14 protein-coding genes are annotated in these 24,281 nt (G+C 41.3%); 5 read left to right on the plus strand and 9 right to left on the minus strand.

Annotated features, from left to right (window positions below; translation table 11 throughout):
* Positions 1-56 precede the first annotated feature (56 nt).
* From NL644_RS04150 to NL644_RS04190, 9 genes are all read right to left on the minus strand, one after another.
* Complete coding sequence (locus tag NL644_RS04150; protein ID WP_253658038.1) at positions 57-1,607, minus strand: Hsp70 family protein; 1,551 nt, start codon at positions 1,605-1,607, stop codon at positions 57-59.
* Positions 1,592-2,722 (minus strand): hypothetical protein, encoded by a 1,131-nt coding sequence (locus NL644_RS04155; protein ID WP_253658039.1) that lies wholly within the window; start codon positions 2,720-2,722, stop codon positions 1,592-1,594. Before NL644_RS04155 ends, NL644_RS04150 begins: the two co-directional genes overlap by 16 nt.
* Positions 2,715-3,806, minus strand: a complete 1,092-nt coding sequence (locus NL644_RS04160; RefSeq protein ID WP_253658040.1) for a hypothetical protein — start codon at positions 3,804-3,806, stop codon at positions 2,715-2,717. Before NL644_RS04160 ends, NL644_RS04155 begins: the two co-directional genes overlap by 8 nt.
* 167 nt (positions 3,807-3,973) lie before the next feature.
* A complete protein-coding gene (locus NL644_RS04165; protein ID WP_253658041.1) occupies positions 3,974-6,070 on the minus strand; it encodes a DUF262 and DUF1524 domain-containing protein in 2,097 nt (698 codons plus the stop codon).
* 84 nt (positions 6,071-6,154) lie between these two features.
* A complete protein-coding gene (gene pglX, locus NL644_RS04170) occupies positions 6,155-9,865 on the minus strand; it encodes a BREX-1 system adenine-specific DNA-methyltransferase PglX (protein ID WP_253658042.1) in 3,711 nt (1,236 codons plus the stop codon).
* Between the two features lie 105 nt (positions 9,866-9,970).
* A complete protein-coding gene (brxC, locus tag NL644_RS04175) occupies positions 9,971-13,717 on the minus strand; it encodes a BREX system P-loop protein BrxC (RefSeq protein WP_253658043.1) in 3,747 nt (1,248 codons plus the stop codon).
* Positions 13,718-13,850: 133 nt separating this feature from the next.
* On the minus strand, positions 13,851-14,414 hold the full coding sequence (locus NL644_RS04180) for a DUF1788 domain-containing protein (RefSeq protein WP_045378184.1): 564 nt from the start codon (positions 14,412-14,414) through the stop codon (positions 13,851-13,853).
* On the minus strand, positions 14,414-15,013 hold the full coding sequence (locus tag NL644_RS04185; protein ID WP_253658044.1) for a DUF1819 family protein: 600 nt from the start codon (positions 15,011-15,013) through the stop codon (positions 14,414-14,416). Before NL644_RS04185 ends, NL644_RS04180 begins: the two co-directional genes overlap by 1 nt.
* A gap of 9 nt (positions 15,014-15,022) precedes the next feature.
* Complete coding sequence (locus NL644_RS04190; RefSeq protein WP_253658045.1) at positions 15,023-15,928, minus strand: YafY family protein; 906 nt, start codon at positions 15,926-15,928, stop codon at positions 15,023-15,025.
* Between the two features lie 475 nt (positions 15,929-16,403).
* Here NL644_RS04190 and NL644_RS04195 point away from each other — a divergent pair, with 475 nt between their 5' ends.
* The 5 genes from NL644_RS04195 to NL644_RS04215 are packed head-to-tail and all read left to right on the plus strand — an operon-like array spanning position 16,404 to position 24,118.
* The gene (locus NL644_RS04195; RefSeq protein WP_253658046.1) at positions 16,404-19,214 is read left to right on the plus strand and encodes an AAA domain-containing protein; all 2,811 of its coding nucleotides are present in this window, start codon (positions 16,404-16,406) and stop codon (positions 19,212-19,214) included.
* On the plus strand, positions 19,211-20,326 hold the full coding sequence (locus tag NL644_RS04200) for a hypothetical protein (protein WP_253658047.1): 1,116 nt from the start codon (positions 19,211-19,213) through the stop codon (positions 20,324-20,326). Before NL644_RS04195 ends, NL644_RS04200 begins: the two co-directional genes overlap by 4 nt.
* A gap of 3 nt (positions 20,327-20,329) precedes the next feature.
* On the plus strand, positions 20,330-21,931 hold the full coding sequence (locus NL644_RS04205) for a phosphatidylserine/phosphatidylglycerophosphate/cardiolipin synthase family protein (protein ID WP_222133196.1): 1,602 nt from the start codon (positions 20,330-20,332) through the stop codon (positions 21,929-21,931).
* Positions 21,932-21,935: 4 nt separating this feature from the next.
* Positions 21,936-23,366, plus strand: coding sequence for a sigma 54-interacting transcriptional regulator (locus NL644_RS04210; protein WP_253658048.1), 1,431 nt, complete (start codon positions 21,936-21,938; stop codon positions 23,364-23,366).
* Between the two features lie 23 nt (positions 23,367-23,389).
* Entirely contained in the window at positions 23,390-24,118 is a 729-nt protein-coding gene (locus NL644_RS04215) for an NYN domain-containing protein (RefSeq protein ID WP_122016005.1), read from the plus strand.
* Positions 24,119-24,281: the final 163 nt, after the last annotated feature.

The following is a 24,281-nucleotide window of genomic DNA, read 5'->3' on the forward strand; positions in this document are numbered from 1 at the left end:
CGGAAGGTGAGTAACATTAGACCTTACTGCAACACCTCGATGTTCACCTTGCCCCTTCAGTACTTTTTTCCTTGCGTACCTACCGAGGTATCTTTTGTCGCTTGAAGTGCGAACTCTAAGTCGAAAATTTGTTGTGAGACTGAATGCTTTAAGTCATTCGCTTTTGCACTGACAGTTACTATGTAGTTTTCGTCTATTTCCAGAAGTACATCTATTCTTTCCTTCATTGGCGGAAAGTCTGGGTTAACAGGAACGCTAAGATTTGCATAGGTTGTACGTCGATCACTTGCTGCTGATTTTCCAACCATTTGAGGTCGCTTAAACGTTAACAATGCTTTGCCGTCTCGAGGATCTGCGCAATATAGCCCCTGAGTGATTGATTTGGTGTTTCCACGTTTTGGTAGGTCAGTACCTTCTGGAATAAGCGACAGCAGGGAGTTGCGAGCTTCAACCAATTCGAAAGGTTTGGCAAGAGTCAAGCCTAAGTCATTTTTTGCTATCCAAGCTGCACCTTCTGAGATAATTCGATCGCCTTTTGGTGATACTTCCAATACAGCGACCCCAAATATTTCTCGCAATTGTTGCTCAATAATAGGCATATTAACCATGCCACCCGTAGCTAAGCAGAGAGCGATAGTTTGATGATCCATATCCGCCTGTTCAGCACTTAAGAGTGTCTCAATCTCACTAATTCCTTGTGATACAATTGTGCTGGATATGCGGTCAAGTGTTTCTTTTGTTAGCTCAAATTCAATTTCAGATTCTTCTTCTGAGTCAGCACTATAGTAGTCAGGAACGAAGATGATGTCTTTTGAACGCTTTGATAAAGTTATCTTCGCCTTTTCACACTGTTCAAGAAGCTTGGCTTTCATACCTGGGTGACGAGGTTTTTTTGTTTCTTCAGTCCAACCAAATTTAAGTGCGTGCTGCTCTTCTACAAAGTTAAGGATTGCGTCATCTAGGTAATCTCCGCCTACTTTATTGTTACCACGGTTCATCACCTGCACAATCGTACCACTGCGTATTTGACAGAGTGTTAGATCGAGAGTACCGCCACCCCAATCAAAAACGAGTACCGTTTTCCCTTCATCTCTGAGCATCGCATTCTGGGGGTCTTCCTGATCTTGATAATAGCCATAGAGGGCAGCTAACGGTTCATGGACAAAACAGTCAACATTAATTCCCGCATCTAAAAGGGCTTCTCGCAGTGCATGTCTTGACCTGCCATCCATCGCAACTGGTATTGTTACCACGGCAGTAGATAGATCTGCAATTTCACTCGCATCATCTTCCTCTGCGTGTTCGACTAGAAACCTCATTAAATCCGCAACAACATCTTTCGGGTGTTTGATCTCACCCCCAACAGGAATATGATCTCCGCCGATGAACTTTTTGGGGCCGCGAATTGTATTACCAAATACCCCGATACCACTGTCTTCAAGCTTTTTCTTTGCTTTTGCACCACATACAACTTTCCCGTTATCATAAGAGACAACTGATGGGTGAGGGCGGTTTCTATCAGTAAATGACTTAACCATCCCTTCTTTAGTTACTACGGAAATTAAACTGTTTGTCGTACCAAAATCGATGCCTATTTTTTGAACCATCTAAGTTCCTCCTCAACGCGTTCGATCATCACATCTAAGTTATGCAGTGCCACATGTACTTTAGGGGCTTCGCGGTCCAGAGCTTTGTAAGAGTTTTCCAGCGTAGATAACACTTCTTCTTCTAAAAAGTTCAGTGCTTTTGCTTTTGCTTTAGAAGTGTCATCTTTAAGGTGAACTTTCTGAGCTTTTAGCGACTGCTCACTTTCAGAGTGCTGTTCCTTTAGAGATAAAATCTCTTCACTGAGCTGTTTAATAAGGTTGTCTTTCTTCAAACTATCTGTTTTCAAGCTTTCAATCTGCTCTAAAAGTTTACCGTGCCTTTCTTGCAAATCAGAATTCGTTCTCTTGAGGTTAGTGCTTTCACTTTGAGCAGCTTCTTGTCGAGCTTTAAAGAACGAGATAGTAGAGGAGAAGTCCTTTAGTAAGGAGCTATTAGTCTGTGAAGCTAAGAAATACACCATCCCCGTGGTTGCTTGCTTATCCACTTCTAGATTTACATGTTTTTCGATGTCATCAGGAACACGTGTAGCCAACAATCGAGTAAAGCTGTTGAGAGAAGTATCTATATCAGCTTTACCTGTTTCAAATGCCCATATGTGAGCGATAGCTAGAATGTTCGCCTCTAAGTTACGCTTTTGAGAGGGTTTGTAGTTCTCACCTTTGTATATTTCAAATCGATCTTGCAGTACTTTAACTAGTCGAGCTAAGTAGCCAGAGTTAGTCTGGGATATGTCTTTTAGCAAGAAAATATTTGTATCTGAAGTTGGGTTGAGAAACGTAATGTTATTAATGACATGACACGTAAATTCTAGGACTTCTTTTCGAACCTCAGGATGTCGAGCCTTTTCACTTGCGACTAGTAGTGAAAGAAGTGTTTTAAGTTCACAGTCGGATTTTAATACTATTTTGCTCAGAGATTCTCTCTCATTAGTGGACAGCTTTGTAGATATTGGCAAATCAACCAAAGAGTTGACGTGAGAAGCCAATAATTTTATTGGTTTCATCTTATCAGTCTTTTTATCAATCACTGGACTAAATAGGTTCTCTATCAGTCCTCTGAGGCTACTGAAGTTGATAACCTGTTTTTTTGATTTTAGTGAAAGAGTGTTACTCATAGTCAGTTTCTTCTATAAAATTAAGGTTGAATGTATCGACCGATGCAAGCCGTTTTATCAATAGCTTTATAATTGTCTTATGCCCAGTGTTGTATGCTTTTTTAACTAATAGGAATTGTAGTTTTTGTCGATCATTTAAGCTTATGTTGCGTCTAGGGAGTCGATCTAAGAACTCTTGGATTGAGTCAACAGAATGTTCATCAAAATTATTTATAACATCATCGACAAGCAAGGCTGTCATACGATCAACAGGTAATTTCTTAGTGGTTTCTTGCAAACCTTTATCAACGTATAAGGAGCTATCATTCAAAAACAGCGCCATTGCTTGTTTTAGAAAAGGAACAGATTCTAATCCAGTTGTACCAAATTGATTTTGGTTGAAATCAATGACACTTTGAATGGCTCTCGAAAGGGGGGTGTTGAACTGTTGTAGTTTAGATCTTGCTTGGTTGAAGCGTTTATCAAAATCCTCGAATGTTAACACTTGGGCTTTGCCATCCTTGGCCATGATGCCTTGTAAGTACTTTACAATTCCGTCAACGTATTCGACAGTAGTATTAAAATCAGCACAGGATTTGACGAATTGTGTTACAAGTTCTTCAGTAAAATCATCCCTACTGAGAATTACCCAGAATAAGTTGTCGACTTGTTCTAATTCATTTGAATCAGCTACATCGATATCGATCTTAAATTCTCTAGTCACACCTTGGTTAACCGCTCGTACTTCGAAAAAGTATTTATGTTTAGAAGAGAGCAATTCAGGTGCGACATCAATATCAATAGCTTCTCCATTGATAAAGATCTGATCGCAATACGTCAACTCGATATCCTCGGGAGAGAGTTTCGTATGTATAACAAGTCGAGTAGAGCCAACAGCCTTTTGGAAGATATGTAGTTGAGGGTTTTTGCTTGGATGCTCATCCCATTCATGGCTAACCCTAAGATGATCGGTAGCGAAGGTTGCACTACAAAAACGGCAAGCATACAAGGCAGTATTGGGAGTAAAAGGGATACTGGTATCTGGTGTTGGTACGGAACCTCCACTATTACCAGGGTCGATAAAATTTGTGTAGTAGTTGCTCATAAATCACCTGTGAAACACCCTTTGTGAAAGGGCTGAACACTTGCTGATACTGAGGGAGATATCCCTAACAGTACTATCTAGCCCGAAGCGAGAATGTCTATTAATCTGTTTTTGTCACTAGAATAAGGCACAGTCATCAGACTGTGCTAGCTCTAACTAAATGACTCTTAACCTTCAACTTGTATGTCAATGACTTGCTGGATCAGCTGGATGGCGTAGGGGATATCTGATAAATCAGTGATTTTATATTCCACATCACCATTGCCCCAACGACCAAGATTAGTCACGTCTCGGCATAGTTTCTTTGGATCATGAATCTCAGTGAACTTACAGTTGAGAGATAACCTTAGTCCAGAAGCCTGAGGGACAACATCGACAAAGTTGGTATCCAGTTTGAAAGCGACATAAAGCTTCAAAAACTCTTGCTTCACATTTTCGTCGAGCGACATTACTTTTTGGCTAAACACTTGGAATAGTTCTTTTGAAGAGCCAACAGCAATGTAAGGATGATCTGCAATTGTGTAAGCGGTTTTCTCGGATGGCTGGGTTTGGTATTTCTCTAAAATTTCAGCACTTAAGTTCGGGTAACGCCATACCGTCTGCATTTTGTCCGCGAGTAATTTAGAGCGAGCTTGAATTGATTCTTTGTTCCAAGTGTCATGATCTCTCAGGCTTTGATTCAATGTTAATGGACTGCTTGCGAAACCGCCTTCCATATCACGCTTTTCAGTAAAGAATCGGTCACTTAGCTCAGAGTTGTAACCTGTTAGCGTGAGATTACCAATAGTATGAACGTACTCCTCTTGGATTGATTGCCAATCATCACCAAGCGCAATTTGCCACTGAGAAGACAGGTTTTTGTTCTGAGGTAATACGTGCTCAATAGTGTAATTTTCAACGCTTATGCGCTCTTTCTTATCGTAGTTCTCTAAGCGACGCAGCCAATAGGCTCTGCTGCGAACGTTGTACATATCTTTGTGCTGTAGGCAGCGATTTAATTCAGAATCTGACGGGAAACGACGATAAGAACTTAAACTAATAAGCTCAGCCTTAAAGCTTTCCAAATAGCTGGATTTACGAATGGAGCGAGCGAAGCTAGCGAATGTTTTGTTAAGCGAGTTGGTTGGAATATCGCATACATAACGTCGGAACACATAGCTCTCAATCAGGCGCACACACTCAATGAACTCATCGAGCGTTAAAATCTGGCTATCGTAGTCATGATACAGCTCTAGTATCAAAGGATAAGATACATCGACTTTATATGCGTTTAGGTCTTGAAAGGCTTCTAGCAATTTTTGCTCTTTTTCCTGTTCTAAAGAAAAAGCGATATAGAATTGAGCGTGTTTGCGTACATCTGCCACGACATCTTCTATATCAAGATGTGAGCTACTGACGTATTTCTTGAATGCTTCGTAAACATCATTGATTCTTGGCGGCTTGTTAGTCTTAAGCGTTAAATAATCGCGCATGAACTGATTAAACAACCAACTGTACTCGCCATTTCCAAAGTCGCTTTCCATTGGGAACCAGTATCGCTCATAGAGGGTGTTTTGCTGTTTTGGTTCAAGCCCCATGAGTACGAAGTTACGGATAAGATCCGCTTGGCTTAAATCCAGACCTGTTGAGTTGAGGCTTTCAAATATAAGCTGGGGGTTGTCTCTCTCGCGATCTAAAGCGATATCGACAATAAGTAGTTTTTGCAGGCCAAGGTAGATTTCTGATACTTTCTCGTTACCAAGGCGACTCAACTTGTCTTTGAAGAATTGGTAGTTTTGAATAACACGAGACGTTGCATCATCATCGTGTTTGGTTTCATTATCGATAATGGCTCTTAGCTCTTTGTCATCAGCTTTTGTGAGCAGGAGCTTGTAATAAAGATCACCATCTTCAGCATCATTACAAAGGTAATATTTCTTCAGCTTCTTAGCATTTGTACCTTCAATGACGGATGTATTGTCTGCACTACGAGCATTCAGTTCTGAAACTAATGCAGCGATTAAGAGTGTCGTAGAGGTCAGTCTCTGTTGTCCATCAATAACTAACAACTGAGGGACATCACTATGGCTGTATAAACCTCGTTCCACATAGACTACAGACCCTATGAAATGAGCTTCAAGGTCAGTCGTACTCGCACGAACGATATCTTTCCATAGTTGCTCACATTGTTCCTGAGTCCAGCTATATTGGCGCTGGTAAATAGGAATGATGAACTGAGCTGATTTTTGTAGGAATTTAAATAACTTACTTTCTGTTGCCTTCATAGTTTACCAACTGAGTTTTTAGATATTGTCATTATTGTTAGTACTGTAGAAAAAGAGCAGCCATAAGGCTGCTCTATACTTCTGTTACTTGATTACTTCTGGGTTTTTACCGTGAATAGCTTTCACATCAGCGAGTAGGTTACCGAACTTGCCGTAGTTAACCTTAACGCCGTCATCGAGGTCTAGGCTGATCTTCATTTCAGCTAAGTGCTTTAGCTCTTCATCGAAAGTGACCAGTTCAGCTTGCTTCTTCTCAATCGTTTTCAGCTCTTTGTCGATCGCGCGTAGTTCTGCACCAGAGGCTGTTGCTTTAGAGTCTTCAAGAATGTTCTTGCGGCTCTCAAGTTTACCCATAAGTGGTGTGACATATTCCGTGCGCATACGTGATAGCGTACCTTCGTTGTAGCGGTGTAGGTATACCAAACACTCGAATGCCTTTGCTTTACCTGAGCTAAACAGCCAGTAAATAGGGCGCTTCTTGTAAGTCTTCAAATGATCTTTGTAGAACTGCGTAGAGAAGTAACGACGAATAGTATCGATCGAACTTTCACCTTTTTTAGCTTTGATTGCATCAAGGCATAAGCTTTCTGCTACAAAGTCTAAGTTTTCTTGTAGGTGCTCGTCACCCCATACGGTTTTCACAAACTCACGGAAGCGTGTAGTAGCATCATCTTCAAATACCCAATCTTCGTCTGCTAGAGGTACAATGCCGTCATCATCAGCAGGGAAGGTTTGGTATGCTCCTTCAGCGATAAGCTCTTTGAAGCCTTTATTGTCTGAGTGTGCGTAGACTAAGCCTTCGCGATCTAGCGAGTAGCGTCCCATCATAGCTCCGACTGAATAGGAAATCAGATCGCGTAGTATATGTGATTGGAACATTGTGTCGCTATTTGTGGTTTTATTGAAGCGATAAAATGGGCTGCACAGCAATGAAACGTTAGAAGGGGCGACAGTTTCTTTTCCTGTCTTTAACCCATATATTTCTGAAAAATGAATGTTGTTCTGTGTTTCAAGTGCCGCCGCTTTTTCAATGCTCTGAGTGCATTCTGCTTGAAATTTTTTATATGCAATTGAGATGAGACTATCATTTGAACAATTGTTACATACAAGCGGATTTCTTTTGTATTCCCATGACTGCTCCATGCTGTCCCAATCACCTTTGTAAATATCGATTAGCTCCTGAATGAGTTTTTGATTTCCTTTACCTTTTAACGGCAATTTTTTAATTTCCCCAACACCGTAGTGAAGAGACGGGGCAATAACATTTAGGATTGACTGAGCAACACTTGAGTTAAGAAATCCTATTAAACTCATTTTGTCAATATCCTCTGCGAAGACACACATCCCAACACTAGAGAACAAATGTCCACATCCAAAGCTTCTAGCGCCAAATTCGCTACTAGAAATATCTGACCAAGTTATGCCTTCACGGAAAAAGTAGTCTAGACTGACCAGATATCTTGACCAGTGACCTCCATTATTCTTCTGTGTGGCTACAATTTTTACTTCCTCACCATCATTTAGCCAGTTAACAACATCTTCGTTGTTTCCATACCATTTCCTAAAGCGTCCCCCATTATTATATGGGAACCATTTTTTTTGAGATTTAATAGCATCATCTCGACTTTCTGAATCAAAAGAAACTTTAGAAAGAGAGACTTCATGCCAGTTACGAACAAATTGTGCATTATCACCTGTACCCATTCCCTTTCTGGCAGTACATATATCTTCTATTGTTGGTGTATTAACGAATGCATTTTTTGTTTCTTTTGGTATCCAATAAGCAATAGGGTTGCCAGGGATTTTTTTGAAATCATCTTGTTTGGTATTAGTGAATAGATTTTGCTTCGCCAAAAGGGCTTGTTTCTTCTCTGCTTCTTTTCCATCAATTAAACGCAAAAAGGATGGTCTAAACCCATCAATATGTTTTTTATTGATAACCCATGCGGTAGTTTGTACTACTTCGCCAGAGATCTGCCCAAATGCACGAGCACCAAGATGTGCCATCGTAATAATGGTTTTGGTTTCAAGTATTGACTCGCGCATTTGTTCAAAACTAGATAGAAACATCCAAGATTGCATATTGATTTGTGCGTTATAACCATCTTCCTTTAGAAAGTTGAAAACGCGTTCCATGAAAATAGCAAAAAGGTCGGATTTAGAGTTAGGGTAGGATTTCTTAGCAAAGTCTTTCAAAGCGGCATTCATGCCTTTTGAACCCATATATGGTGGGTTTGCTACCGCTACATCGTATTTAATAGCTAAAACAATAGCTTGCTCCACAATAGGCAATAATGTTTGTGCTGCTTCTTTTGCCGTTGGTTCATTACCTAGTTCTTTCTCAGCTAGTTTTTCTTGCAACTTAGTCAGAGATTCTAGGTATTGGCTATCAATTTCTACCAATGAGCCTAAGTTTTTGGCATCAATAAATTGCTCTTTTAGGTAGCGAAGCAAATCGAGATAAACTTTGTTTTCTGTTGATGGTTCTGCCAGATCTAGCTGCGGTTCTGAAAATAGGTCTCCCATTGAACCTGTTTGCTTGTTGCCATCAAAATCCAAATCTGCCCAAAGCTGATTAATATTCAGGTTTTCAGTCGATTGAACGGAGTGGATGTTAAGCTTGATATCACGTGTGAAAATGCGCTTATCATCTTCGCGAGCTTTCATTAACACAGCAAACGCAGCCATCTGTGCCGCGCGATCATCAATATCTAGACCATAGATGTTCTTGGTCAGAATTAGTTCTGGGATCTCACGCAGGCGATAACCACGTTCAAGGTAGATTTCACGCAGCACGTCATATACTTCAACCAAGATGTGTCCACTACCACAAGCAGGATCAAGTACTTTGATTTCTTCAGGGTCAATACTGGTTGGTGTAATGGCTTTTAGTTGTTGAATTACATCATCACTTTGTTCGGCAGGAGTGATGTAATACTCCATCTTGTCTTTCAGCTCAGAGTCAGGGTAGGTCGCTAGCCACTGACGACCTAGTGAGTTTTGAACTAGGTACTTAACAATCCAGTTGGGTGTAAATAGCTGGGTGGCTGCTGGAATATCTTCGCGTTTAACCACTTTACCGATTACAGCGTCTTTGTGTTCAGAGATGTAGAACTGGTAAAGCCAACCGATAACTTCAATCTCTCGCCAATTATCTTCAGGGATATCGTTAACCAAATCCTTTAAGATTGAATCGGTTTTAGTGAGGTTATCTGGCAGCAGTAGCTCGGTTGCGTCATCCAGCTTTTCAAACATGAATGGCATGGCTTCGCTTAGCTGGTGACACTGAGCTAGAAGAAGAGTGCGGTATAGCTCTTCTTCTTTGTTACCATCAAGCACCATGTCAATGATCTGGTCTTTGTTCAATCCAAGCTCATCAGCTACGTCAGCCGCTGAGTTTAAGATCTCAAAGCCTTCACCAAACTTAGCGCCTTCGGCTTTGCTTAACACACGAAAACCGTGGTCTAGGTATTCGTTAACTTCCATATAGCGGATAGCCGTTAGACGGTTAAACCATGTAAAGGCTGTTTCGTTGATAAACTGGTTAAAGCCGTCTTTGTGTACGAACTTACCATTATGTGTGCCTAACGCTTTAATACGTTGTACTAGTTGGTTACGTTGCTGACCTTGCTTGCGAGTGTAAACTTCTTTCTCGATAATCGCGCTATCACCGTCAATCGTGATCTCGCTAATTCGGTCTTCGAAAATACCGAGCTTTGCTGCTCTGCTCTTTACTGCGTCCATAAAAGCAATACGAGCTTTTGGTGCATAAGCTTTAAGTTTATTGGTGTTCATTGAATACTCATTTCATTCGTTTAGAAATCCACGCTCAAAGAGCGTGGTTCACTATTTATCTTTATGGTTCAGCTAGGTCTTTCTCTATGTGAGAGACGCTGTTACTTACTTGATTCGAACTTTATGGTTCGAAGCAATTAAATCGGAAAGTTGAGTTTTCAATGCCGCTAAGTAGTTTTCTAGCTCTTCTTCCGTTTCTAAGTAAGTGGTATCGCCTAGCTCTTGGAAAACGGCCCCAGCTTTAATCGTCACCACTTTTTTCGCTTTAGGTTTTGTGACTACAGGTTCCGCTACTTTTAATGGCTCTTTGGTTGCGTTCATTGTTGCAGAAGATGGGCCATAACCATTAGAGTCGTTAGGTTCTAGCTCTAATGTGCCGTTACCACCTTGGAAGTCATTGCCTGTACTAGTTTCAGCTTCTTGCTTGCGGCGTTCGGCTTCTAGTGCTGCTTGGTGTTCAGCCGCTTTAATTTGCTGGTCGATAAACGCATTAATGATTTCTTCAGCTTGCTCTACTAAACTCTCTGAATTTCTAAGCTCTTCGTTGATTTCAGCAATGCTAGTAAGGTGATCTAAGCGTTTTAGAGACAGTTGTAACGGGCGAAGCGCATCATTACTGATGGTATCTGGTGCTTTAGCCTCGCTAACGTGTTGTTGAACGTCATCAATTGCAGCCTCTAGTTTGCTAGCCACCTCTTTACGGCGAGCTACCAGCATCTCATCGTTTACCGCTCTTACCGTTTCGATTAAGCCTTGCACTTGGCGGATCTTTCCGTAAGGACGCTCATCGTTATATATGGCTTCTAGTTTCTCTAATGCATTATTGGCAACTTCAGACGTTTTAAGTAGGTGACGGTTTTTCGCGAACTCGATACTCAAGGCATTCGCCAAGCTTTGCCATGTTGAGAATTGTTTTTCATAGAAGACTTCAAGCTCTTCATAATCCTCTTCAAATTTTTCTAAATCAGAACCTTGACGTAAGAATTCATCAATGAACTTATAGCTTCCTTGCTGCTCGACAAGAGATGAAATCGAGATAATGCCATCTTCGATTTCAGTTTTGCCTGGGAACTTACCTGTGGTTGATTTCGCTTTAAAATCTTTGAGCTTTGCGAGCATGCTTTTTAAAAGCTGAAGTGCTTGTTCATGAAGATCTTTTTCGGTTGTCGGTGCATTCTTATGGAATACAGACTTGTACAGCTTGGCTGCTTTCTTCAGGTTTGCTTCTGATTGTTGCTGAATGCGTCGGATTCGTAAGTTGGCACGCTTGGAATTTTTGTCTAAATGCTCAAAAGCACTACGCAACGGCACATCTTGCTGATTCGCTTGAAGCGTAATTTTGTTTGCGACGGCTAGGCGAGCAATCATCAGGATGATTTCGTAATCATTCCAACCGAATGGGCGGCGAGAAAACTTCTTCACCAAGTCACCAGCGGTCAGAGGACGCCCGTATTCATCACTGATTGAGATGTGTTGCTCTAGCTCGAACAGAGCGCGAGGGTTTGCTTCAACATCTGACAAATCAATATTCAATTGGCTCAAGTCGTCAACGATAAGAGTTTGCTGAATTTGTTGACGAATATCACCAGAATAGGGCGTCACATACTTAAGTTTACTGAAGGTGTCTTCGATAACCTGGCGGTATGCGTTGTCGATGATAGCAGTGGCTGTTGCACCTTTAGTTTTATAGCTTTGCCCTAACAAGTAAAAGTCTGATTGCTTAATAACATCTTCTAGCTCAGAGACAATCTGCTTACGTCTTGCACTGTTCTCCGCTGCTTTCGCTCGGATAAGTAGTTCCATATCTGCATCACGACCTGCATTACGTTTTGTGTACTTAGCGGTACGAATGTAGGTTCGTAGTTCCCCAAATAGACGCGCCTTGTCTTGTAGTTTAATTAAGATGGCATCTTTAGATTCATTACCGCAGACGGCATCGGTCATAGCGTCATAGCTAGCGTCAATTGGCGAAACAATCTTTAAGTGCAGATCGTTGTCAATTGAGCCTTTCTCGAACGGTTGACCATTGCAGTAGCGTGAAACTGGGAAATCTTGTTTGTTCTCAGGATAGCGATAGGTTTTGCTGCTGCGTAAAATCTCTTCAAATAGGATTTTACTTAGCTCCGCTGTTTCATCGGACGTTTCGATCTCTGTGTTTTGGATCTCTTTTTCGATTTCTTTTTCTTCGTTTGTTAAGAAGATGTACTCGTCTCCTTGACGAGCAATAAGAAGGTTATTTTCCAATGCGTCCAAGCTTTCAGTAATATCAATACGAAGTTGGCGTTTGTCTTGGTCGACTTCCGAGATACAAAGCGTCACGATGTTGTCGATGGTAGATTTCATCTCGTCTACGTAACGGATCATAAATAGCGTTTGTAAAACTTGAACCGAGAAATCGGAAATAGAGCTTTTCTCTGCCGCGTGGTTAATGTCACGCACTACAGCAGTATCAAGGAATTTCTTAATTGAAGGATAAAAACTATAAAGCGGGATTAAACGGCCTATCTCATCAGTAACGAACTGATTGGTTGCTGTTTGAAATGCTTCGATGAGAGAACGTTCACCTTTTGCTAGGTGAGTACCCGCAGCCCCAGCTTGGGAGATACCAGAAAATACTTTTTGGATTAGGTTGTACTGGTACGGTGCAAACGGGTAGCTCGATACGAAGTTGTTTGTACCTGTGAAGTTAGAAAACTCAGCCTTATTGGTTTTCTCAAAGCTAAGCTGACTTCGAATGATGTCGCCTTTTTCATTATACAAGGCTGTTAGTGCAGTTTGCGCAGGCTCTGTTTTAGCGAGTAGACGTTTCTCAATAACCTCGTTGACGTTTGAGCTTGAGAGCGAGATTCGATCAAAGCGTTGTTGGATCCGAGAAAAGTCATTTTTACGAGAACCTTGTTGCATTTGACCTAAAACAGTGTCCATGTCTTCTTGTGATGTCACTACCACCCATGCACGACCTTCACAGATTGTGCCTAAATTTTCTGTAATAGTTTGCAGCTTCAACATCATTTGAGCGTTTTGACCAATGTATTGACCAATCTCATCCACAAAGAAGCTGATGCGGCGTTCAGGACTACCATCAAGGTATTGCTTAACCCATTTACAGAAATTTTGAATGTCTAAGCTGAAGTTGTTTTCAAGTCGCTCGATAGCTTGGCGCCCCGCTTCTTCGGACTGGCCTGTTACTTTTGCAAATGCTTCAGCGAGATCGTCACGGTAAAAGTCATAAGAGTCACGCTCTTCTAACCATGATGAACCCGATAGCTCTTCAAAAGCTTGATGGAATTCTTGCAGTTTGCCACGCGCATCAAGGTCACGCTCTAGGTCAGCGATGTGTGCATGGTCGCCCGAGTAGCCCATTTTCTCATTAAAGACTTTTAGAAATACTTTTAAGATCGCATCTTCTTTGTCATCGGTGTCAGCGCGGCTATCAATGTTAAAGAGGATAACGTTGTTCTCTTTCTGGATCGCTCGACGCATATCGCCTAACAGCATTTGGTCTTCTGCTAGTTTGTCCTCAAAGAAATCAATGGCTCGCTTTGTTACGCCATCATTAGATGTCTCAACGTTTTTGAGCAAGTACGACATGATTTTAATGAAGTGAGATTTACCCGAGCCAAAGAAGCCTGATACCCAGATGCCAGATTTACCCGTTTCAGACGCCTTTTTAGGGTCATCAACAGACGGCATGTAGTATTTGAAGAATTGTTCAATGTGACCTTTAAGTTCAGCGGTGATGACATACTCATCAAGTTCGACGAAGACGGTTTCGTTTCCGACTTGGTCGGCTTTAACGACGCCGTTGATAGGGCGTGAGATATCTTTTTTAAATAGCTGCTTTAACTGCATGGTAATTCCTAGCTAACTTTCTCAATTTGTTAATGAGAATATTTCGATTCAGTATTTACTTGTTTAGCGTACGTTTTTATTAGTAACTGCATTTTCTTAGCAGCTACCTTTTCTTAACCGTCACTATGGTGCGCTATGCCAACTTAAAGGCTCGGTAATAGTTGTTTGATTCGATTCGACCAAATGGTTTAAGTGAAGCGCCATCGTATTCACCAGGGTAGAACATAACCGTCGGAACCTGGCCTACTTTAGCGTGCAACGCATTGAGTAGTCCGTGACCTCGGACAATCGGCCAAACACTTCCCATTCCGTGAAGCATGATAAAGTCACAATTTTCTATATTTGCTTCTTTCACTATGAACTCTGCAACGCGGTTTTGCTCCAATGGCCCTTTGAGAGCTTTAAACAGAGCTTCATCACCTTTGGCAAACTGCATTTTGAATGACTTATCCAATAATCGCCGTGATTCTAGTAGTTTGATGATCATTTCAAACAGGTTAATGCTGGCGAATGTATAACCACGATTTAGCAGCTTTTTTTCTAGTAGTTCGATATGCTCGCGAACCGCTAGTTCATGTTCAGGTTTGTAGTCGAAAATGTAAAAACCAATCTCACCCCCGAGTTCTTTGTTTTGAAGGAATTCGTCGCTCTCTAAACGAGATTGGATGTTATCTAGACGCTGTTGTAGCTGGAGCATTAGTAGATCTCCATAGCTTGGATGATATCGTCTCTATCCATCTCAACGAGTAGATCACGAACATCAGGAGTTATATAAATATTGGTGAGTACTTTTGTTTTTGTGCTTTCCAAGAAACCGCCATCAGTCATGACTTTAAAAGCAACTTGAGCAATTTTGTAGGTTGAGGATTCAGACATATCGGCAAAGTCAGGGTATATGCGACACTTATCTTCCCAGAAGTACTCCCAATCTTTCATGTCTATGTTTTCGCGGTACATACGTTTAGCGTCCATCACAACAGTGCGCATGAAGTCTGCAAGCAGTGGAGAGTTCATTAAGGTTGCAGCCATCATTAACTGCGCCGCTTCCTCGTGGTTAGCATTAACAAGTGCTGATAGGAATTTGTTCCCCAGATTTGCGATACGTTTTTTGATTGTAGCCGCGTTACGCTTTGCTGAAGCTGGCGAACGCTTTTGCAGAATGTTTTGTTCAACAATGGCTTCATCCCATTGTTCTTTATTTGGTTCAGAAAGGAGTAACTCAGCAATTAGCTGAGCTTCATTAATCATTAGGCTGCCACCAATTAGGTCGCCAAGGTATTTCTTATGTTCGCTCATCTTCACGTCCTATTTAATGCTGTTTGTCGGGACTGAGTGTTCTGCTGCGGGGTCGGTATAACCTGATGCAAGGTGCAAGTTTTCAACACCATATAAAGTCGGTCGGTTTGCTAACCAAAGTTGATGTTCGGGTGTTGTTTGTGTTGCATTTTCAGAGCAATCGACATTCCAACGACGCAGTAAATAACCAGTTAAAGCTGCACGAACTTCGATTGATAATTTTCCATTCTTCATAGAGTAATCAAGCTCAATCGCTTTTGGGTATTGTACGTTATTCGGGTGTGGTACTAGCTCTAATGGTACGAACCTCATCCATTGTTTATCAGCCAGCATGGTTTGAGTCTGAAGTACGGTGTTGTCCGATAGTTCAGCTTTGGTAATTCGAGAAATAACAAAGTCGCGGAATTCCTTACTCTGACAATCGTATGCACGAATATGCCAGCGTAGTCCGTTATCGACGATAGAGTGGGGGATAACAATTCGGGTGCTTTCGCCACTTCTTAGGGATACATAGCGAATTTTCACACCTTTGCTGTTTAACGCGGCTTGAGTTAGTACAGCTACGATGCTGGTGTCAGGCGCGTTAAGTTGGCTCGGTACTTCAAATGGTATGCCTAACCCATTGATGACGCTGTCTTCCCCTGAAAGTTGGTTTGCAAGCTTTCCGAGCGTGTCGTTTGTGTTGTGGTTAAACAGTGGGACAAATGCTTTTGTTTGAAAATACCGTTTCTCAGCATTGTCGTAGGTAAGGTTGTGGGCTGCTAGCTCTTTGTATAAGTTGATATCGCGAGTCGCGTTGGATAGCCCCATTTTAAAATGTTCTACAACTTCGGAACGCGTAAAGTGACCAACAAACATCAACTTAAAGTCAATGAAAGCAAGCCTTTGTTTTTGTGCGTAGTTGAGATTATCCATGGATTTCATACTATTTTTAATTTGGGCATAGTATGAACCATTTTGGGTTAGACTTCAATTTGAGATATGACTCAGGCAGACATAACTCATTAAAACTAATCCATGCACTTTTCTCAATATTATATCAGCATAGATAGTGAGATTATCGCTGAATCGCTGAGCAGATAGAAGAGGCTGTATGGCTCTGCCATACAGTATTCCTAATGTTTAGTGTTCACTTAATTGACCCTTTCACATCAAAGGGTTCCGAAAATGTGCCTGCCCGTTTGGAGAAATGAATCACACATGTACGGTGTTGTATTTGATGGATTGATTCAAATCATTAAAAATGGAACAAATGTTCCTGAGTGGAATTAACTCTCCATAAGTTCAAGGTTTTACTTGATTCTTTGTGAAAAAAATCAATGGTTTAATATTTTTATGTAATGGCATGCTAATTGTATCTAATTACTAGAAAAACAAACGAGGATAGGCAATGGCATTACTACATTATGCAAATTTAGAAGAACATCGGCCAGATATACTCCTTCAAAAAACATTTAATGGCTTGGAGGATTTTTACAAATATCTAGACACCACAAAAAGATATTTAGAAAGTTCAGGAGCGGTCAAACGCCTTCGCTGGGAGGTTGTCGACAGGGAGGTTATTCCTGTTGGAGAGCGAAAGGATGTGAAGGGAGTCTGGATACAGCTATTGGAAGTAGATAGTTCTACTCAAGAGTCAGTATTTAAGTCATTTCTTGATGAAAGTAACGAAGATATCTACGAGGCAGATAATGCAAATTGGAGATTTGTTGGCAGCCCCGCAATTGATTGCCCTGCCTGCAAAGACCGTAGTGGCAAGCCTAAAATGGCGTATCAAACAGAGGAACATGCATTAGAAGTCGCTTCATACTCGAAAAGGTCGTTAAAAGTCTATGAGTGTGAGCAAGGGTATGGTTGGCACTTAACCAAGCACTTTGATGCTGATCGAGTCTGGTTTGATAATAGAAATAAGATTTCCATTCTAGATAGAGAGCCAGAATCTGAGCAATTGTTAGTCAATAAAATGCCAAGTAAGGAATTTATTGTACTACGTCCAAATACATATACGCTTCGGTGCCAGATAAATGCGATACAGGCTTTGCAGAGTTCACCAAGCATTTTCCATCGACCTCTATTAAGGTTGTTTGAATCAAATGATCATGCTAGATGGGATAAATTCCCAAACTTAGAACAGTCTGATTTTGCAGCACTTTTCGAAGAGTTTTTAAATGTAGGCAGTAACCAAACTGCCCGAGTTGATAAATGGTATGTACTAACGGATGAAAGCCGACCTGGTACGCTTGAACAACGAAAATTCGTAGAAATTTCGCTGAACACACCTGATTTTGCATTTATGGAGGGACCTCCTGGTTCAGGTAAAACGACCGCGATATTAGAGCTTATCATTCAACTTATCTTGCGAGGTAAGCGAATCTTATTGTGTGCCTCAACTCATGTGGCCGTCGACAATGTGCTTGAGAGAATAATTGAAGAAGATAGCACAGTTCGAGATGCGATTATTGCTCTGCGAATCGGTGATAAATCGAATATTTCAGAGAAGGTTAAACCTTACCAGCTAGAAAAATTTCTCTCTACCGAAAGAAAACGGCTCTTGTCTGAACTTCATAAGGTTTCAACGTTAACGGAAGCTCAACAACAGCTCATGGTTGAACTTAATCGTGGTAACAACACTATTGAGCGAATGGCGTTGGAGTCTGCAAATCTTATTTGTGGCACGACCATCGGTATCTTAAAACATCCAGATATTAAGAATACTGACACGCCAACCGCTCAATTTGATTACATGATCATTGATGAGGCATCCAAGACCACCTTCCAAGAGTTTTTGGTACCAGCACTCTTGGCAAAGAGGTGGATTTTGGTCGGCGACAAAAAACAACTATCACCCTACGTCGATGATGAATCAACGGCGGTAAATATTGCTCCATGTTTGCCTGAAGTATATAAGCGTGAAGCATGTCTTGATGTATTTAGTGCCTCAGGTCAAGTAAGTCCTGCTCGAAGGCGAGTTTCATCCATTGTGTTAAATGGCAGCAATATCGTACAAAATTTTTATAAGAGGCAAGGGGAGGAAAATGGTGTTTTGGTAGCTACGCCAGGGGGAGATAGCAAAAGTATTCCTTATTCATCGTTGATTGTCGGAGACCAACAATTTTTAGCTGAACATCAGGAAGTTATGCCTTTGGATATTATGCGCATTCGAGGCAACCTGAAAAGTATCCCGCCTTCTGTTGTGTATCGGAAAAGAGCAATTGAGTATAAAAATCGCCATCAACACAGTAGTGACAGCAATTGGGAAAATGAGATTGCTTGGCGCATGGCTAGACAGTATGAGCAAAGGCTAAACAAAGATACCTCTGATGAAAGAATAACGACTTCAGAAAAGTTATCTCGTCAGGTAGAGGCTCTATTGCCCTTCGATGGTAAACGCGGAAAAGATTCTGTTATTGATCAAATCAACAGAGTAAAAAAAGTGGCTCTTCCTTCTATATTGGAATCTCTTCAGTCTGGTTTTCAAAGGTCGAAGCGTCAGCGGCATGGTACGGCGCTCTCTGATGGCCTACCTGATGATGTACTTAGTCAGAGATCTATAACACTAATTTATCAACATAGGATGCACCCTGACATAGCGAGTTTTTCTCACAACAGGATCTATAACCAAGATGCGTTATACACGCCAGAAGAAATGATCGAAAAAAGAGCATGGAGTTATAGACCAGACAGAAAACGCTCGGTATGGGTTGATGTACAAGGAGGACGTACGACAAGTGGTAATAGAAACCCTAAGGAAGCTGAACAACTTATAGCTGAACTAACTAACTTTGAGAAATGGGCTGTCAAAAGTCCAAAGGAAGATGGCAAACCATGGGAAGTGGCTGTGTTGTCCTTTTATCGAGGCCAGGAACGCGAACTTAGGAATCGCTTGAGAACATGGGCGATGAACCCGAGAGCATACCGTCATTTTACTAAAGATGATAAACGCTCTCCATTTATCGATGTTCAAGTCTGTACAGTCGATAAATTCCAAGGTCACGAGGCGGACCTAGTGTTACTGAGCTTTGTGAATTCACATGCTACGAGCTTTCTCGAAAGCCCAAATAGACTCAATGTTGCAGTTACGCGGGCAAAGTACGCACAAGTAATATTTGGAAACCGAAATGCAATGAAAAAGGCATCTGGCGTATTAGCGCATTTAGCGGAAGATACGGATTGGTCACGTACCATCGAGGTGGTGGAATGAAAATAATGAAAAACGACCTGATTCTCGAAAGGGAAATTCAACTAGAAACATGGGTTGTCTCCGCAACGATATCCAAAGCAGAAAAACGCCCTGAATATGATTTGATTTTGCAATGTATTCGAGATGGTGTTTGTACTGAAGAACAGGTCGCACAACACCTTTTGTTTGATGATCGAGCACGTTTGGGGATTGCGCAGCGCATGCTCAACAGAGCAATAGACTTAAATTTGGCTTTCAAAAAACGTGGGAAATACGCACTAACGGATGAAGGTTATGAGGCTATCAAAGAGCAACGAATTTTCGTTCCCGAAGAGGGGGTTTGGAAGATTACTTTTAGTAATGATCCATTGTTGCCGTTTCCCATTATGGCTATTGAAAAACACGCAGAGCCAAAGGCCATGGATGAAGCATTGCGTCGTAACAAGCACGAAACTGACAAGAGAATAGCCAATTTTAAAAAAATTCCTCATTGGATTAAAAATCGAGTACAGGACGAAGTCGGGCAGCCATGTACTGGAGGAGAAATAATTCATATTGGTGAAATCAAGTTGAAGGGGGAAACGGTTGACTCTCCATTCAAACTGTCAGTTAAGTGGAATGTGACTAAACAGTCGTTGACGTTGTACAAAGATAGTAAAGAAGTAAGTAAGTTCAAAGCTCCAAATAGATATTTAGACGAAGTTTGGTATGAACTGTTGCTAGGTGGTCGGAAAATTGACTCTTGGAGAAACGATACAGCCGAGTTCGAAGAATATTTCGATGATGTCCCTGACAGTTCTAAAAGCACAATGCGAATAAACATTGAATTTCCAAGGCCATCTCTAAATGGATTAAATCGGTTTAATTCTGTTATAGCAAAGGGAGTTCGGCTAAGACCAAAAACTGAAGTATGTGCGCAACGATGGTCTGAATGGTTACTGCTTTCATACATTGATAACTATGCGACAGTCGAAAAGTATGAAAAGTGGCTGGAGAAAGCGAAAATGCCTTTCAAAGACTTTGAAATTAATCTTCCTTCCAGGGATGAATTGGCAAACAGTGTAATCCTAGATCCGAAAGCACGCTCAAAGAGGGATTGGCATATCGTGGCTGCGGCAGATTGGGGATTATAAAAGATGAATAATATTCAAAAATATGCAAAGTACTTTAGCAAAACCGTCGACCAGTCAAATACTCGATTACCTCCAGTATGGTGTCATAACGGAGTTTCTAAGCGAGAGGCCGTGGCAGAGACTCAGAGTGATTTGTTTATCTCTGGGAAAAAACGAGAGCTAGCTAGTTACGTTGTTGACCTGATAAATAATGCCCGAGAATCCGTTGTATTAAGCAGCTTTTTGTTAGCGGATACCATTATAGAGGACGCGATTTTTGACGCAACGGAAAGAGGCGTACGTGTCTATTTGATGCTTGCTTGTGAAACGAGATTAGAAGGTGACGTCCCTGACGATGATTTTGGGAAAGATTGCTTACTTCAACATACCAAAATGCTAAAACGACTAGGTGGTAGAGTTGTGGTTCGCTCCGCACCTCATTTCCACTCTAAGATAGTTTTAGTCGATGCATTACCAGGTAACACATCGCACATTGCTAAAGGGGTATTGTTGACTGCTAATCTAACCCGCGAAGCATTTGAAAGAAATGAAGAGCTAGCGGTTTGTCTTTCATCTGAAGAGGTACAGGAAACTGTGAAGCTCTTGAAATGGGCGATGTTTGAGTACGCTGAACATGAGATGTTGGATAATTCCGAATTCTCTGCAACTAGTACGCAAAACGTCATAGCCTTTCCCAATGACCTCAAACGAATAGTTTGTACCACCAATAGTCAGCATTCTTTGAAAGCGCACGTACTGAAGTTGATTAATGAAAGTTCCCAGGAGTTGATGATTTCAAGTTTTGGTTGGCAGAAAGACCACGAAGTGATTGATGCAATTTGTGAGAAAGCCAAGCAGGGCGTTAAAGTTACTATCCTATCGCGGGTAAGACCAAGCTCAATGCCTTCTCTTATCAAATTGGCTGAAGCAGGTGCAGAGGTGTTTGGATTTAAGTGGTTGCATGCGAAAGCTATTTGGAATGAACATAATCATGGGATGATTATGTCGGCTAACTTACAGGAGCACGGACTTGATACAGGTTTTGAGGTAGGAGTGACATTAGACGGTGAACGAGCAAAGCTTATTAATCAATGTTTAGTCGGTCTATTGGGGAACTCAAACAGTGATATCAGGAAGTTGCTACTTAACAGTATGCTTTCTTCCCATGCGGGTGAAATACAGTATTGGCAAGATGGGCGGTTACAGTCTTTAGTGATATCGAGTACAGAAATCAAAGAGATCCCATCATTAACTGCTGAATGCTTGACGGACTTAGAACTAGAACCCGAGTTTCCTGTGACTAACTGGAAAAGTAGTCCTAGTTGCCTTGTCGAGTATAAATGGCAGGTTTTGCCTCCAGAGCTACCAGTAAATTGTAAGGAAGTGCTTTGGGAGGAGAAACAAGAAATCTCACATGAGAATGAAGAACAAGTAAGCACTAAAGCTAATCGCAAAAAGAAAAAGCCAAAGATGAAAGTCATCAAACACTCATACGAACCAAAAGTTTATCAAGTTGGAAATCGTAAGCTAATAGCTATATCTCAAAGCGACGATTTAGCGGGTGCTATTCGACTTAAAACGGAAAGCTTTCCTACGGCTAGTATTGTGTTAAAAAAGGCGGGCTAAGTAAATGGAGAAGGAGCATGTACTTCTATGCTGGCAAGCAGTTAGAGCTGGTGATGATGTTTTAATTAATGCTGTCAAGAAGTTGGAATCAAAGCTTCGTACTCGGATTGACAGGATCATGCTCCTTCAACAGGAGGAACAACAGCTCAACATAGATGACGATCTTAGCAAACGAGTCAATTCCGAGTTAATTGAACTTTCTGACCCGACCGAGCATAGTCTGGTATATCAGAAAATCGTGGAGCAAGTTTTACCTAAAATTAAAGGGATTACGAATCTTCATATCAATGTTTCCCCAGGTACGCCAGCAATGCATTCTGTCTGGCTAATATTGCATGCTGGTGGACGCTTTCCGCCAACGACAAAACTCTGGTCTACACAACGAAACCCTAAAACTAAACGAACCAGTCTCAAACCAGTTAATTTCAATATTTCGACTTACATGGCTGAGATTAGGGAGCAATCTTATACGACGCCAAATATGGCTATCTATGAAGTAGAGCCAGTCTCAAAAGACAGACGGGAAGCCTTTGAGCAGTTAAAGCGTTTTACCTCAATTCCACATGTACCATTACTGGTTCTTGGGGAGCGAGGTACGGGGAAAACGCGGCTAATAGAAACTTTTGTTAAAGCTACCAAGCAAAAAGAAGTTGTTACCATTGCATGCGGTGGCCTTGATTCATCTGTAGCGGAGAGCCTTATATTCGGACATACAAAAGGAGCTTTTACTGGAGCAACCTCCGATAGAGAAGGGATTCTTAAGTCAGCAGATGGAAAGGTTCTATTTTTAGATGAGATACAAGATTTACCACAAACAGTTCAGCGTAAGCTAGTGAGAGTTTTACAGGATTATCAACATCGTTATAGACCAATAGGAGCGGATAAAGAAGAAACATCAAGCTTCGAATTGATTTGTGCTTCAAATAAGAATTGCTCGGAGTTAGCAGGTGTGTTGGATGCCGATTTTCTAGATCGTATATCTATGCTAAAGGTAACTATACCAGCATTGCGCAACTGTAGGCAGGATCTAAAAAATGACTGGCAGCAGGTATGGGATGAGCTTAATGTAAATAATCTGTACTCAAAAATAGCGCCAATGAGTTCAGACCTTGAAGAGATATTCCAAACAGATGCGTTGCCTGGAAATATAAGAGATCTTCAGAAGCTAGCAGTTTTGATCATGGCCTATTGGGATGAATCAGATGCTCAAAAATGCATAAGTGTCGGTATCAAACTGTGGGAAACAGACAGAAGTTGCTTTGTTAGACCTCCTTTTAACGATGACTCGTCCTTGAGCAGAGATGAACACCTAAGCCGCTTTAAGTCGGACTTGGCTATTTGGGCAAAAGATAGGTTTGGAACATGGAAGCAGGCGGCTGAGCATTTAGATTGTTCAGACAGGATATTGCGCGATGATGCGAAAGTCTCAAGTTAAAACTTCAATGAATGGAAAGTGATGTGAAAGATACAGATAAGATCGGCCTATTTATCGATGCAGATAACGCACCAGCCACTAAAATCGATAAGATCCTATCCGAGTTAGCTCGTTATGGTGTAGTTAATATTAGGAAGGCATATGGGAACTGGAAGAGTCAAAACTTGAAGGCGTGGGAGGATGTTTTACATGAGCACGCTATTCAGCCAGTCCAGCAATTTGATCTAGTAAAAGGGAAAAACGCGACAGATATGGCACTCGTTATAGATGTGATGGATATACTCTATACCAAGGATATAGATGTCATTTGTTTGGTGTCGTCAGATTGTGATTTCACTCCACTAGTAACGAGATCACTAGCTGATGGTAAAATAGTTGTTGGCTTTGGAGAGCGAAAAGCCCCATTACCTTTCGTAAATAGTTGTTCTAAGTTTCTTTACTTAGATAAAGAGGCTGATACCCATTCTCAACCGAAAGTGACGGTCGATACGACTTTAAAAGGTGATACAAGGCTTATCAATTTGTTAAGGCAAGCGATAGAAGCGACAGAGGGAGATAATGGCTGGGCAAAGCTTGGACCTATCGGAAACCATATTTCGAATCACGCATCTTTTGATCAAAGAAATTATGGATTTAAGAAACTGAGTGATTTGTTTGCTGCTATCGATCTGTTTGATATGAAAAAAACGAATGGTTCTATCATTTGGGTACGCGATAAGAAAAGAACCAAGAAAAATGAAATTCAGATTTAAAAGCACAAGCAGTGCGCTAAAGCTGCTGGAACTGCTCTCTACACTCCTAAATAGTGTAAGCAGTATGGTAAAACCATACTGCGTCTCTAGGGTAGGCTACAGATAAGCAGTGTAGCTACCATATATAATATTAGGGTTACCCATACGTGTTCTGCGAGCTATA

This window comes from Vibrio sp. Y10_XG_PY6 (assembly GCF_024181795.1).
Lineage (GTDB): Bacteria > Pseudomonadota > Gammaproteobacteria > Enterobacterales > Vibrionaceae > Vibrio > Vibrio diabolicus.

Bases quoted from the DNA above. Each gene is read 5' to 3' on its own strand.
- NL644_RS04160 (WP_253658040.1), bottom strand. From the start codon at position 3,806: ATGAGCAACTACTACACAAATTTTATCGACCCTGGTAATAGTGGAGGT.
- NL644_RS04195 (WP_253658046.1), top strand. From the start codon at position 16,404: ATGGCATTACTACATTATGCAAATTTAGAAGAACATCGGCCAGATATA.
- NL644_RS04205 (WP_222133196.1), top strand. From the start codon at position 20,330: ATGAATAATATTCAAAAATATGCAAAGTACTTTAGCAAAACCGTCGAC.
- brxC (WP_253658043.1), bottom strand. From the start codon at position 13,717: ATGCAGTTAAAGCAGCTATTTAAAAAAGATATCTCACGCCCTATCAAC.
- NL644_RS04185 (WP_253658044.1), bottom strand. From the start codon at position 15,013: ATGAGCGAACATAAGAAATACCTTGGCGACCTAATTGGTGGCAGCCTA.
- NL644_RS04180 (WP_045378184.1), bottom strand. From the start codon at position 14,414: ATGCTCCAGCTACAACAGCGTCTAGATAACATCCAATCTCGTTTAGAG.
- NL644_RS04150 (WP_253658038.1), bottom strand. From the start codon at position 1,607: ATGGTTCAAAAAATAGGCATCGATTTTGGTACGACAAACAGTTTAATT.
- NL644_RS04210 (WP_253658048.1), top strand. From the start codon at position 21,936: ATGGAGAAGGAGCATGTACTTCTATGCTGGCAAGCAGTTAGAGCTGGT.
- NL644_RS04200 (WP_253658047.1), top strand. From the start codon at position 19,211: ATGAAAATAATGAAAAACGACCTGATTCTCGAAAGGGAAATTCAACTA.
- pglX (WP_253658042.1), bottom strand. From the start codon at position 9,865: ATGAACACCAATAAACTTAAAGCTTATGCACCAAAAGCTCGTATTGCT.
- NL644_RS04155 (WP_253658039.1), bottom strand. From the start codon at position 2,722: ATGAGTAACACTCTTTCACTAAAATCAAAAAAACAGGTTATCAACTTC.
- NL644_RS04165 (WP_253658041.1), bottom strand. From the start codon at position 6,070: ATGAAGGCAACAGAAAGTAAGTTATTTAAATTCCTACAAAAATCAGCT.
- NL644_RS04190 (WP_253658045.1), bottom strand. From the start codon at position 15,928: ATGGATAATCTCAACTACGCACAAAAACAAAGGCTTGCTTTCATTGAC.